The 12,967-nt window shown below is 63.4% G+C and carries 9 protein-coding genes; 4 read left to right on the top strand and 5 right to left on the bottom strand.

What is annotated here, in order from left to right; genetic code table 11:
* Positions 1-102 precede the first annotated feature (102 nt).
* Positions 103-1,020 (top strand): LysR family transcriptional regulator, encoded by a 918-nt coding sequence (locus tag DYZ14_RS02545; protein WP_154719197.1) that lies wholly within the window; start codon positions 103-105, stop codon positions 1,018-1,020.
* A 7-nt stretch (positions 1,021-1,027) separates the two neighbouring features.
* On the opposite strand, the gene DYZ14_RS02540 is transcribed toward DYZ14_RS02545, so the two are convergent.
* The 3 genes from DYZ14_RS02540 to purU all read right to left on the bottom strand — a co-directional run bounded on the left by DYZ14_RS02540 (position 1,028) and on the right by purU (position 5,527).
* A complete protein-coding gene (locus DYZ14_RS02540; protein WP_154719196.1) occupies positions 1,028-1,432 on the bottom strand; it encodes a DUF3307 domain-containing protein in 405 nt (134 codons plus the stop codon).
* A 175-nt stretch (positions 1,433-1,607) separates the two neighbouring features.
* Positions 1,608-4,535, bottom strand: coding sequence for an aminotransferase (locus DYZ14_RS02535; protein WP_154719195.1), 2,928 nt, complete (start codon positions 4,533-4,535; stop codon positions 1,608-1,610).
* Positions 4,536-4,642: 107 nt separating this feature from the next.
* Positions 4,643-5,527, bottom strand: coding sequence for a formyltetrahydrofolate deformylase (gene purU / locus DYZ14_RS02530; RefSeq protein ID WP_154719194.1), 885 nt, complete (start codon positions 5,525-5,527; stop codon positions 4,643-4,645).
* Positions 5,528-5,792: 265 nt separating this feature from the next.
* On the opposite strand from purU, the gene DYZ14_RS02525 reads away from it, so the two are divergent.
* Positions 5,793-6,884, top strand: a complete 1,092-nt coding sequence (locus DYZ14_RS02525) for a glycoside hydrolase family 5 protein (RefSeq protein ID WP_154719193.1) — start codon at positions 5,793-5,795, stop codon at positions 6,882-6,884.
* Here DYZ14_RS02525 and DYZ14_RS02520 read toward each other — a convergent pair.
* Both DYZ14_RS02520 and DYZ14_RS02515 read right to left on the bottom strand, forming a co-directional pair.
* On the bottom strand, positions 6,832-8,205 hold the full coding sequence (locus DYZ14_RS02520; protein ID WP_154719192.1) for a UDP-phosphate alpha N-acetylglucosaminyltransferase: 1,374 nt from the start codon (positions 8,203-8,205) through the stop codon (positions 6,832-6,834). The two genes, DYZ14_RS02525 and DYZ14_RS02520, sit on opposite strands and share 53 nt — an antisense overlap.
* A 42-nt stretch (positions 8,206-8,247) precedes the next feature.
* Complete coding sequence (locus DYZ14_RS02515; protein ID WP_154719191.1) at positions 8,248-10,275, bottom strand: GumC family protein; 2,028 nt, start codon at positions 10,273-10,275, stop codon at positions 8,248-8,250.
* Positions 10,276-10,611: 336 nt separating this feature from the next.
* On the opposite strand from DYZ14_RS02515, the gene DYZ14_RS02510 reads away from it, so the two are divergent.
* Both DYZ14_RS02510 and DYZ14_RS02505 read left to right on the top strand, forming a co-directional pair.
* Positions 10,612-11,799 carry a glycosyltransferase family 4 protein gene (locus DYZ14_RS02510; RefSeq protein WP_154719190.1) on the top strand — a complete coding sequence of 396 codons (1,188 nt, stop codon included), beginning with the start codon at positions 10,612-10,614 and terminating at the stop codon, positions 11,797-11,799.
* A complete protein-coding gene (locus tag DYZ14_RS02505; RefSeq protein ID WP_154719189.1) occupies positions 11,796-12,947 on the top strand; it encodes a GumK N-terminal domain-containing glycosyltransferase in 1,152 nt (383 codons plus the stop codon). The genes DYZ14_RS02510 and DYZ14_RS02505 overlap by 4 nt, the downstream gene beginning before the upstream one ends.
* Positions 12,948-12,967 lie beyond the last annotated feature (20 nt).

The raw sequence follows: 12,967 nt of genomic DNA, 5'->3' as shown, positions 1-12,967 counted from the left end.
CGCTCACATCATTCCGAAACATGAAGTCTTGCGAAATCTAGAAGACGAAACTAACCCGTTCCAACGATAATTTCTCAAGAGTTCATTCCGTCGAGGTATAACATGCTGCCGGCCCGGCGCTTTCTTCCGTCGCTCTCACTGCTCGCAGCCTTCGAGGCTGCCGCGCGAACCGGCAGCATCACGGCCGCGGCCCGCGAGCTCGACCTCACCCAGAGCGCAGTCAGTCGCCAGATCAAGGCACTGGAGGATCAGCTGGGTGTTGCGCTGTTTCTTCGCGAGCGCCAGACCATTCGGCTCACAGTCGCGGGCGACGGCTATGCGCGGGAAATCCGCGAGGCCTTGCGGCGCATTTCCAGTGCCTCGCTCAACCTTCGCGCCAATCCCAATGGCGGGACGCTGAACCTCGCCGTGCTTCCGACCTTCGGCGCGCGGTGGCTGGCACCGCGTCTGGCCGGTTTCCTCACGGCCCATCCCGGCATTGCCATCAATCTGATCACCCGCCTGTCGCCCTTCGATTTTCATCTGGATTCGATCGACGCGGCAATCCATTTCGGCGCCCCGGTCTGGCCAGGCGCCGAACTGACCCCGCTGATGGGGGAGACGACGATCCCGCTGTGCAGTCCGTCGTTCAAGGCGGCACACCGGCTGGAGGCCGCCGCCGATATTCTCGATGTGCCGCTGCTGCATCTGACGACGCGCCCCGATGCCTGGGAAAAATGGCTTTCCGCCAATGGCGTGGCTTTCGAATCCGTGCATGGCATGCTGTTCGATCAGTTTGGCGCGGCCTCGCAGGCCGCTGTCGGTGGGCTTGGGGTGGCTTTGCTGCCGGCATTCCTTTTCCGCGAGGAAGTGGCGCGGGGCGATCTGGTGCCGGCGATCAATCAGGAGGTCGACAGCGAGGGAGGCTACTATCTTGCCTTCACCCGAGAGCGCGCCAGCTACCTGCCGCTCGTCGCCTTCCGCAACTGGATTCTCGATGAGATCGCCCGCGAGCACGCTCCGTCATCTCGATCCGGCTGACCGGCGCTCAGAGGGTCTGGCTGATGGCGAGGGCGGTGGCAAAGCCGAGATGGGTCAGATGATGCAAGGTCTGGTCGGTGCCGAGCAGCCACCAGAAGCCGGTATGGCTTGAATCGAAGCCGAGGCGCGACTGGGTCACCGCCTTTGCCCGATCGATCGCCGAATGGACGATGAAATCGACAAGGCCGATCCAGGCCAGCGACGGGGCGAAAATCGAGAAAATCAGGCCGGTCAGGGCTCCGTGTATTGCGGCATGCAAGGCGAGGGGCACCAGCCATCCTCGGGACCGTTGCTTGCCGATGGCGATCCAGCCCGTCTGCAGCAGGAAATCGGCGACAAGGTGCTTGAGGAGGAACAAGGCCATGCCCCATACGATCCAGGGAGTGGAGATCATTTCGGGCATGCTCGGCATCGAGTTTCCTTCACCTTTGGCTGTCGAGGTGGAGGATAGACATGCTGCGAACGGGCTGTGAAGCCGGCCTCCGGGGAAGCCTGGTTTTGCGATTTGCGAAGCGTTTACAACATACCAAAATTTGAGCAATCGGCGTTATGTTGAATTAAGCACCGCGCCGGAGCATCGTTCTTGCTCACCAGCCGTCGGAAAGCACCTTTTCCAGCATTGCGGCGAAGAAGTCGGCGCTGTCGCGCGACAGGCAGAGCGGCGGCTTTATTTTCAAAATGTTAAGATGATCGCCCGTTGGTTGCATGATCACGCCGAGATCCAGCAGGCGGTCGCAGATGGCGGCGGTCTCTTGCGTTGCCGGCTCCAGGGTTTCCCGGTCGCGGACGAATTCCAGCCCGAGATATAGCCCCATGCCGTGAACCGCGCCGATGAGCGGAAAACGCTGGCCGAGCGCCTCCAGCCGTGACTTCAGATAGTCGCCCGTATTCTTTGCATTCTCCTGAAGGCTCTCGTCGCGCATGATGTCGAGCACCGCCATGCCGACGACGCAGCTGACCGGGCTGCCACCGGCCGACGAGAAGAAATAGCCTTCGTTCTCCAGCGCGTCGGCGATCGCGCGGCTGGTGATGACGGCGCCGAGCGGCTGGCCATTGCCCATGCCCTTGGCGATCGTGATGATGTCGGGGACGACGCCCTGCTGCTCGAACCCCCAGAAGAAATGACCCAGCCGGCCATAGCCGACCTGAACCTCGTCGGCGATGCACACACCGCCGCGCGCGCGGATCATGCCGTAGACCTCGGCGAGGTAGCCGGGCGGCAATGGAATGCCGCCGGCATTGCCGTAGACGCATTCGCAGATGAAGCCGGCAAGCTTTTCGCCGGCTTCGTCAATGGCATCCAGTGCCTTGGCGACGCTTGCCACATAGTCGGCAGACGACGTGGCGCCGCGGAAGGGGCCGCGATAGGTGTTTGGCGCCGTGACCGGGTGAACCCAGCCGGGGCGTGTTTCGAGCGCGCGCGGGTTGTCGGCAATCGAGGTCGAGACCGCATCGCTCGCCACCGTCCAGCCATGATAGGCCTCGAGCAGGCTGACGATGTTGTGCGAGCCGGTCTTGGCCCAGGCGAGGCGGAGCGCGAGGTCGACGGCCTCCGAACCGCTGTTGACGAGGAAGACGGTGTCGAGGCCGTCCGGCGCAAGCGAGGCCAGTCGGTCGGAGAATTCCGCGACCGAGGCATAGTGGAAGCGTGAGTTGGTATTGAGGAGAGACCACTGACGCCCAGCCGCGCGTGCCAACCGTGGATGTCCGTGGCCGAGAATGGTGACGTTGTTGACCATGTCGAGGTAGGACCGGCCGGTCACGTCGAACAGATGCTCCTTCCAGCCCCGCTCGATCTGCGGCGGATTGGCGTAATAGTTCTTCTGTGGCTTGGCGAAGCTGCAACGGCGCATGTCGAGCAGTTCAGCGCTCAGCGGCCCTGGTGCATCCAGTTCGCAGCCCAGCAGGGCGGAAGGCGAGGGGCAGAGGCCCGCCCAGACCCTCGCATGGGCAGGGCGGGCGAAGAGCGGCGGAACGAGATCGGCGTCGCGGCAAAGCTGCACCCGCAGTCCGCCGACCGCACCGAGCACGCCGGCGACGACACCGATCGGCTCGCCTGACCTGATCTCGCTGCCATCCTCGAGCAGGCAGTCGACCCCGTCGATATGCAGGGATATGTCCGCGGAGGAAAGGATCAGGTGGTGTCCGTCCTTGATCACGCGCGCATCGATCGGAGCCGAAACCGGCGTCGCGGCCGGCAGGCAGATGTCGACATGGAGCGCGAAGGTCGCGGGCTCACGTTCCGACAGCGTGCGGGTATAGGAAAGGCGGTATTCGCCATAGCGGGTCGAGGCGACGCCGGTCTCGGCGGCCGCGCGGGCCAGCAGCTTCCAGTCGATCTGCGGGTCGGACCAGCCGTCCTCGACCAGGGTATCGCTCATCACCGAAAGATCGGTGAGCCGCACCGTTTCCGGCGCGATGTCGGGAAGCAGCCGGCCGAAGGCGCTCGCGTCGAAGGGGCGCGCGCCATGGCCGACCGCGTCGAGAATTGCGGCCTCCATCAGCGCGAAGGGGGCAGACGTTGCGACGTCGAAAATCTCGCGTTCATGCGCCGCGTTTCCCTGGACGTAGGCGTTATCCGGGTCGATGGCGAGTTGCTGTTCGGAACTGGCGACGAGCACGCCGGCACGGGCCACGATCAACGGCCAGAGCGCCTTCAGTTCGGCCTCGTTGAGGGGGCAGCGCTCCTGGAAGGCGCGGACCGCCGGCAGGATGAAGAAGGGGTCGCCGTCGGCATGGTGAAGGAGCGCGGTGCAGGTGACCGCCAGATCTGCGACCAGCCAGCCGCTCACGACATCACCGAAATCGATGACGCCGTCCGGCATCAAACGGCCCTCCCGGTCGGGCCTCGCCACGACGTTGTCGTCGGTGATGTCGTGGTGGATCGGTTGCACCCGCAGCTTGCCGGCCAGCGGCTGGATGCGCTTGACGGCGGTGACCATGGCCTTGGCGATGCGGTCGCGCCGTGACTGGTCCGTCACCGCCTTCAGCAGGTGGAGTGCGACCGGCCCGGCGCGGCGGAGATCCCATTGCAGTTCGCGCTCGAGGCCCGGATGGGTAAAGTCCTTGAGACCGACTGCAATGCGGGCGGTCAGCGCGCCAAGTCCGGCAACGATCGGCGGCGCCAGATACTTGCGCTGGGTCAGCGGCTCTCCGTCGAGATAAGTGAGCAGCCGGACCTGATAATCTTCGTCGTCGACCGTCAGGAAGAGAATATCCTCGCCGCCCGCGGCGAGTATGGGGGAAGGAACGCGCACCATGTCGGGCAGGGTTGCCAGATGACGCATGGCGGCGTTCTGCGCAGCAAGCTCGATTGTCGCATATTCCGCCCGGCAGATCTTCAGGACATAGCGGTCCTCGCCGGTATCGATGCGGAAGTTGCGATCCTGCTGGCTGCCGAGTTCCTTGAGACTGCCTTCCAGCCCGTAGTGCTCCTTGAGAATGTCGGCAGCCTGTTGTTCCGACACGTTTGGACGGGGCAGTTCGGTGCGCCTGAGCAGAGCGGAGTCGGGCATGGCTGTTCTCCCTCGAGAATCACATAGCCGACATTATCAAAGGTGCGTCAGCCGTCCATCCCGGTGCGCCGGCGCCCGCCGGCGTGCCGGGGTTGTGGACAGCTCGATCAGCCCATGCGTTCGGAGGCGTAGGAGCCCGGGCTCGCCGGGAAGACCACGGTGCGGTTTCCGTTGATGAAGGTGCGGTGGTGGATATGGGCGTGGATCGCCCGCGCCAGCACCTGGCTTTCGACGTCGCGCCCGATCGAGACATAGTCGTCGGCGCTCTGGGCATGGGTGATGCGGGCGACGTCCTGCTCGATGATCGGACCCTCATCGAGGTCGGCCGTCACGTAGTGGGCGGTCGCGCCGATTAGCTTCACGCCGCGCTCATAGGCCTGCTTGTAAGGGTTGGCGCCCTTGAAAGACGGCAGGAACGAGTGGTGGATGTTGATGATCCGGCCGGACATCTTCCGGCACAGGCTATCGGAGAGCACCTGCATGTAGCGGGCAAGCACGATGAGCTCCGTCCCGGTCTGCTCGACCAGTTCGAGAAGCTGGGCCTCCGCCTGCGGCTTGTTCTCCTTGGTCACCTTGATGTGGTAGAAGGGGATGTCATGGTTCACCACGACCTTCTGATAGTCGAAATGGTTCGAGACGACGCCGACGATGTCGATGGGCAGGGCGCCGATCTTCCAGCGATAGAGCAGGTCGTTGAGGCAATGGCCGAAACGCGACACCATCAGTAGCACCTTCATCCGGTGCGCCGCATCGTGGATTTCGCTTTCCATGCCAAACTGTTCGGCGATCGGCTTGAAACCTTCGAGCAGCTTGTCGCGCGCGATGCCCTTTTCGGAGATGAAGCTGACGCGCATGAAGAACTTGCCGGTGCCGAGATCGTCGAACTGCGAGCTGTCGACAATGTTGCAGCCTTCTGCGGCAAGGTAGCCGGAAATGGCCGCCACGATGCCACGCGTGGATGGGCAGGATACCGTCAGTACATAGCTCGTCATCTTCTCAAACCTTTTTCTCGCCCCGAGGGTGGACGGGCTGTCTTATCGCAGTCATGCCGTGGCGGAAAGATCGGCACCTGATTTGCGACGGACGCTGCCTGTCTGTCCCATTGGCGCCAAGCTTAGGGACGGTCGAGGAAAACTCCGTTCCCATTGCGTCTTCCATCAGCGTATCCCCGTCGTCACGGTGCAGGGCTGGGATGGCGGATCTGTTGACCTCGGCTTGGAAGTCTTTAACCTCGCCGCATCAAACTTCAGGGATACCATGGATCACACCCGTCATTGCTCCGGCGTCATCGCGTTTGCTTCCAGACGACAGAAGCGGGTCGCGGCGGTGCTGCTCGTCCTTGGGCTGCTTTCCCAACCGGCGCAGGCCGCAGAACCGTGTTTTCGCGGTATCAACCTCTCCGGTGCCGAATTCGGCAATCCCGACGGCGTGGCGGGGACGGATTACGTCTATCCCTCGGAGGCCACCATCGCCTATTTCGCCGGCAAGGGTTTCACTTCGGTCCGCCTGCCCTTTCTCTGGGAGCGTCTGCAACCTCGCCTGCGGGGGGATCTCGATGAAGGCGAACTGGGGCGATTGCGGGAAAGCGTCGAGAAGCTTAGGGCTGCCGGCCTTCGTATCGTTCTCGATCCGCACAATTACGCGCGTTACCGGGAGGCTGTCATCGGATCGGCCGAGGTCAGCAGTGATGATTTCGCCGATTTCTGGGGGCGTCTGGCGCGTCACTTTGCCAATCAGCCGGACATTACCTTCGGCCTGATGAACGAACCGCACGACATGCCGGCGACGCAATGGCTGGATGCTGCCAATGCGGCTCTCGCCCGCATCCGCGGCGAGGGCGCCGACAATCTCGTGCTCGTTCCGGGAACGGCCTGGACCGGCGCGCACAGCTGGGAGGGCGGGACTTATGGCGCGCCGAACGGTGAGGTGATGCTCGGCGTCGTCGATCCGGTCGATAACTATGCCTACGAAGTGCACCAGTATTTTGACGATGATTTTTCGGGCACGAAGGCCAATTGCAGCCGTGCCGGAGATGCCGTCATGGCCATCGAGAATTTTTCCCGCTGGCTGCGAACCCATGGCAAGCGGGGGTACCTGGGTGAATTCGGCGTGACCGGGGACGAGGCTTGTGTCTCGGCCCTTGCCGACATGGTCTCCGCGGTCGAAGGCAATCGCGAATTGTGGGTCGGCTGGGCCTACTGGGTCGCCGGCGACTGGTGGCCCGATACCGAAGCGCTCAACATCCAGCCGACCGCCGAGGGCGACCGTCCGCAGTTGAGGGGGCTGGCGACCGCGCTCAAGGATTTCTCGGCAAGCGGTTCTTCGTGCCCGGCGCTTCAGTCGCGGTAAGGCCCGGCCGGGTCATGGCAGGCGCGTAAGCCTTTCCCGTCGGCGATCCTGCGGGCGCGGGCGAGCGCGGGGACAGGCCTGCCCAATCCACGCGATGGGCGGTTCCGAGCACGAACCACAGCAATGCGGCGGTCTTGATCGAGAAGAACGAGTTGCTGATGATCATCAGCAGCAGGAGATAGATCAGCACCATGGAATGGAAGACCCAGGCCTTCGGATCCTTGAACGGTGCGACCACCAGCATGGCCCATAGCGCGACGAACCCGAGCAGACCGAATTTCGTCAACGTGTAGGCAAGTCCTGAATCGGCGGTGAATTCGTCGGTGGTGGCGATCCCGAGGACGACGGGTAAGTCCAGCCGGGTGAGAATGGCGGCGGTCACCTTGAACCGCCCGGCCACGTCGTTTGCGCCACCCTCCGTGCCGGTCGCCAGGCCGTAGATCGCGATCAGGGCCAGCAGCAGGAAGGGCAGCGCGATCCAGATCGGCCTTGCCACCAGCCGGTAGAAGGGCAGCATCAGGGTCATCAGGATGCAGGTGTAGAAACCGAAGCGGGCATCGGCGAGCACGACCGTGGCGAGAGCCGCCGCCATGACCGCGAAGCGATAGCGCATGTCGCTCCGAAACAGCGCCCAGGCAAAGACAATCGCACCGAAATTGCCGGCGGAGACCGGTTCGAGGAAGACGGAGGACACCCGGTGCTGGCCGAGGAAGGACAGCAGCGTTCGTGGCTCGGGGCGAAGGCCGCTGATGAACAGGCCGCGGGTCGCGCCGAAGGTTTCCTCGAGTGTCAGCGAGCCGCGGGCGATGAAATAGCCAAGCACGTTGAAGACATCGAGATAGAGCTCGGTCAGGAAATATTCGAACAGGCCGAAGGCAAGGACGATGGCGATCGAGATCGCCACCAGGCGGTCGGCGAGTTTCGTGTCGCGGACCTGCGTCCCCATGAAATAAAAGCCGATCGGAATGAGGACGTCACGCAAGGCCTTGAGGTCGATGGCGCCCCTCAAGGCAAAGAGGAGGAGCATGTAGCTCAGGAACAGTGCCGAGACGAGATAGAGATCGATGCGGCGGCCGAGGGCCGCCAGAAAGGCGCAGCCGATCAATGCCATTTCAAACAGCATCACGTGGCTTTCCCGAATCCCCGTCACATTGGTGTTGAGGAAGCAGAGGAAGGCATTGAAGGTGAGGCCGCCCAGGACCGCGATGGTCGCCAATTGCCGGCGCAGTGCTTCATAAGCTGATTCCGGGAGCGCTTGCGGGTTCGTCACCTCGGTCGGCACCGGCATCGTGGTGGCGTACCGGCTGTCAACCGGGCGCATGGCCGGGGTTCCCCAAGATCGTACCACTCGTTGCGATGTTCATCACGCACCCTCCACAAGCACGCAACCGAGGACGAGATCGCGCGCATCGCCGATCGCCTCGAGGGTTGCATCGACGTCGGCATTGGTGAGCGCCACCGGATCCGCGAGGACGACGATTGCGTCGGCGCTGGAGATCAGTCCTGCGAGGTGCTGCGCTGCCGCTGTCTGGCAGGCGTTGATGAGGATGAGATCGCTGTCGGATTGCTGCGCCTTTTCGACATAGCGCGATAGCGTCGGCCGGACGGGCGGCGACGGGGACCTAGTTGCGGGGAAATGTTCGTATTTCAGAATGTCGGAGAGCGGTGCGGTGGTGGGCCAGTCACGGGCGAGAGCGGCGGCGAGGCTCGCAGAGTGGCCGGCGCGCAGGCGCGACCGCACCTCCAGATTACCCGGCGCATAGAGAATGCCGAGTCCTGAATCGATGAGCGCGTGAACGATGTCGGCAACGACGCTAGAGGCCTGCGGAACCGGACCGGCGGCCAGAAAAAGGACGGTGGCCGGCTGATGGGCCGCGGTGAATTCCCGCAAGGTGCCAACGGCCTTCAAAATTCCATTGCCCTCGGATGGTTCTGCCGAAGAGCGACGCTGGCGACGAAAAGCGAGCAGCGAACGCCAACCGGAGCGCGGTTTTTCCGCCGTCTTGGCTGACGCGGCGATGTGGGCAATCACCGGGAATCCGGACCGGTCGAGGGCCGTCTGCTGTGGGCGCCGGAAACCGGACAGGATTTCGCTGAGCACGGCGAGGCCGGTGCCAAGCACGGTGCCGAACAGCCCGGCGGCGACGAGGATCATCAGCTTCAATTTCAACGACGACTTCGGCATGGGCACGGCGGCCGTGATCACGCGAGAATTGTTCATGTTCATCGATTGCTGCTGGGAGAGTTCCTCCGCCCGATTGAGGAAGGTCTTGTAAAGGGTGCGCACCGCCTCGGCTTCGCTTTCCAGCTGGCGCATCTTGATCTGCGCGGCGCTGCTGTCGAAGCTGGTTTTCGTCAGGTTTTCCAGCCGCTCCGTCAGGGCCTTGGTATTGGCGGCGGCGCGTTCGTAGTTCACGCGCATCGACTGGCGCACGCGATCGAGTTCGGCCTGGATCGCCTGTTGCATGTTGGCGACCTGGGAATTGATCGCCCGCAGTTGCGGATGATTGGCGCCGAGATTGGTGGCGAGCTGTGAACGCGTGTCGAGGAGCTGGGCGTAGCGATCCCTCAGCAGGCCGATCGACGTCGACTGCAGCACTTCGGGGATCGCACCGGCCTCGATCGCGCTCATTGTCAGGCTCCGGGCCTGCTCGTAGATCGTCTGCTGCTGCTCCTCGGTGCCGCGCGCGGCAATGAGCTGCTCGTTGATGCCGGCGACCTGTTGGTCGATGACGAGGCCCTGGCTGCCGGTGCTGACCAGATCGTTCTCGGCCTTGAATTTCTCGACGGCCAGTTCCGCCTTGAGGACGCGGTCGCGGAGTTCGCTCGCCTGGACCTGGAAGGAATTGCTGGCCCGACGGGCGACATCGCCACGCGCCTCGTCGAGTTGTCGCAGATAGACGCTGGCTACGGCATTCGCAATGTCCGCGGCCTTGCCGGCATCGGGGTGCTCGGCGGAGATCGTGAAGACCAGGGATTGGCCGGCGCGCGCGATCGTCACGTGGGACTTGAGGGCTTCGGCGACCGCGACGATCCGATCGGCCTCGCTGACCGGCTTGGCATTCGATGTCGGTTTCGGGGCAAAGAACGGATCGTTCGCCAGGTCGAGCTTGCGGGCCACGTCGCTCATGACGCCACGCGACTGCATCACGTAGATCTGGCTGTCGAGATTGGATTGATCCTGCTGGGCGGAGCTGCCGGTCCCCTTGCTGTCGACGGGCTCGGCAGCGAGCCCCAGAGGGTCCAGCAGGATTTCGGCGGTCGAGGCAAATTTGGGCGTCAGTTGCAGCACATAGACCGAGGCAATCAGCACGCACAACGCGACGGCGATCACGACGTAGTGAAACCGTCGCCTCAAGATCCCCGGTAGTTGAAAAATGTCGATGTCCATTTTCCTGCCCAGAACCGCTGGCCGGCCATGTTTCGTTTCTGCGTCGATCGGACGGAATACCCGAGGTGGAGACGGGGTGCCCGCATGAATGGGAGACTGCCGCCGGATCAGAAAGAGGCCGTCGGGCAAGGGCCGGCCGGTCGGTTCCCATCGAGACGATCCTCGCAGATCGTGGTTAACGAGTTCTGAACGAAAGGGGCGAGGCTCGTTAACCTTGCAGTCGCGACGCGGTCGCAGGAGGCGCCCGGCAAACGCGATCTTAAGAGTTCGCGGTGCACCATCGCTCGTCTCAATTTGCTCTCACGCGCGCTGATGAACGGCGCCGACAGGTGAAGAATGAAGCGCTTCAATCGGCCGGACCCGGACGTCACCGGCGCGCCGCTGATCGTCCAGGTGGTGCGGCAATATACGCCCGGACGTGGTGGGCTCGAAGACGTCGTTGCCAATCTCAGCCGGCTTCTCCTGCGGCGCGGCTTTCGCGTGCGTGTCGTCACGCTGGACAGCCTGTTTCGCTCGCGCGACCAAAAGCTGGCCGAACGTGAGATCATCGACGGCGTCGAGGTCGTGCGCATCCCGTGGAAGGGGTCGACTCGCTATCCGCTTGCTCCGAGTGTGTTCCGCCATATCGGCGATGCCGATCTCGTTCATGTTCATGGAATCGATTTCTTCTTCGATGCGCTTGCCCTGACGCGTCCCTTGCATGGCAAGCCGCTCGTCGCGACGACGCATGGAGGGTTCTTCCACACGCCGAAATTTGCTGCGATCAAGCAGGTCTGGTTCCGGACCGTTACTCGCCTCTCGGCGCTCGCCTATCGCTCACTGCTGTGCTGCAGCCGATCGGACCTGGCGCTTTTCTCCCGGATCGCGCCGCGTCGGGCCGTGCTGGTCGAGAATGGCGTGGATACCGAGAAATTCGCCGGTCTCTCCTCGGCCATGCCGCAGCGACGGATCGTCACCATCGGTCGTTTCTCCGTCAACAAGCGGCTCGATCGTCTGTTTGATGCCATGCAGGCCCTCAACGGCGTGTCGCCCGAGTGGAAGCTCGATGTCGTCGGGTCGCCGTCCGATCTTAGCGAAGAAGACCTGCGCCGGGAGATCGCCGGGCGCGGGCTGGCCGGGCAGGTAGCCCTGCACATCGGCGTCGACAATGCGCAAGTCCGCCGGCTGATCGCCGAGGCGTCGCTGTTCGCCTCCGCCTCGGAGTACGAAGGCTTCGGTCTGGTCGCCGTCGAGGCGATGAGTGCCGGGCTGGTGCCGGTGTTGCATCCGAACGATGCCTATCGGGTGCTCGGCGCCCAGCATCCCGGCCTATGCCTGGCCGATTTCTCCCGACCGGCGGAATGCGCAGCGCAGATCGAACAGACCTTTCAGGCCCTGCTCGCCAATCCTGCCGCAATGCGCGCGGATATGATGGCGGGGGCTGCCGTCCATGCCTGGGAGAGCGTTGCCGATCGCTATATCGACGTCTATCGCGCGGCCTTGGGCGACAGGGTCCCGCCGCCACTGCGGAGCCTGCCGGCATGACGACCTCGCCTGCAAAGCGACGGGTGCTGATCGTCACCGGTCACCATTTTGCCGAGGCCGCGCGCAAGGTCGACCTGCATTTCATGGCCGACACCTTGCGCGCCGGCGGTGATCATGTGGATTTTCTTGCTTGCCGCCTGAGCTTCCTCAGCCGTTTCCTCAAGGACGGTCGTTTCGACCATGCCAGGCAGCGTCCGCTCAATCGCTGGAACCGCATTGCCGAAGGGCTCGAGGAATTCCTCTGGTACGCGCCCTTCCATCCGATGAACCTCAAATCGCCGCTGCTCAACGGGCTGACGGCGCCCTTCTTCCGTCTCTATGATCGACTTTTGCCAAAGGCGGTCATGGCGCGGATGGCGAGCTATACGCATGTCCTGATCGAGAGCGGACCGCCGCCGCTGCTCGTCCACCGGATACGTCAAGCTGCGCCACATTCGAGGATCATCTATCATGCAGCGGACCGGCTGCGCACCATCCACGTTCATCCCTGCATCGAGGCGGCTCTTGCAGACGGAATTGGCGACTACGATCTGATTCACATCATGGCCGAAGCGATGCGGGCGGATTTCCCGGACGATGCGCCGATCCTCTATCTGCCTCATGGGATTGCCAAGGAGACCTTCGATCGGGCAACGGTCAGCCCCTATGCCGCGCCACGCAATGCGGTGAGCGTCGGTGACATGCTGTTCGACGCGCAGGTCATCGACACATTGGCGGCCGCCTGTCCCGAATGGACCTTCCATTTGTTCGGCAAGAAGGCTGTGCCTTCCGTGCCACGCGCCAACATCGTCGTGCATGGCGAAGTCTCCTTCGAAACCATCGTTCCCTTCATCAAGTTTGCCGATGTGGGGCTCGCCCCCTACCGGCAGAGCGAGGCGGCGGATTATCTCAGCCAGTCGAGCCTCAAGATGATCCAATACAGTTATTGCCGACTGCCGATCGTGGCGCCGGTCTTCGCAGCGGCGGGAAGAAGCCATGTCTGCGCCTACCGCCCGGGCGACGCGGCTTCCGCCGTGGAGGCGTTCCGACGGGCTCAGGCCTTCGATCGGGGAACGATCGAAACTGCGGGCATCCTCAGCTGGGAGGAGGCGGTGCGGCGGCTGTTTGATCACGAAGTGATGGAAGGGCGTGGTCGGCCGCAGCCTTAGACTGCCCACCGAACCGGGGT

It is taken from the genome of Ciceribacter sp. T2.26MG-112.2, from assembly GCF_900492205.1.
In the GTDB taxonomy this organism is placed as follows: Bacteria; Pseudomonadota; Alphaproteobacteria; order Rhizobiales; family Rhizobiaceae; genus Allorhizobium; species Allorhizobium naphthalenivorans_A.
Note: the sequence above shows the minus strand (reverse complement) of the source record. Positions and strands in the feature narration are given on the sequence as shown.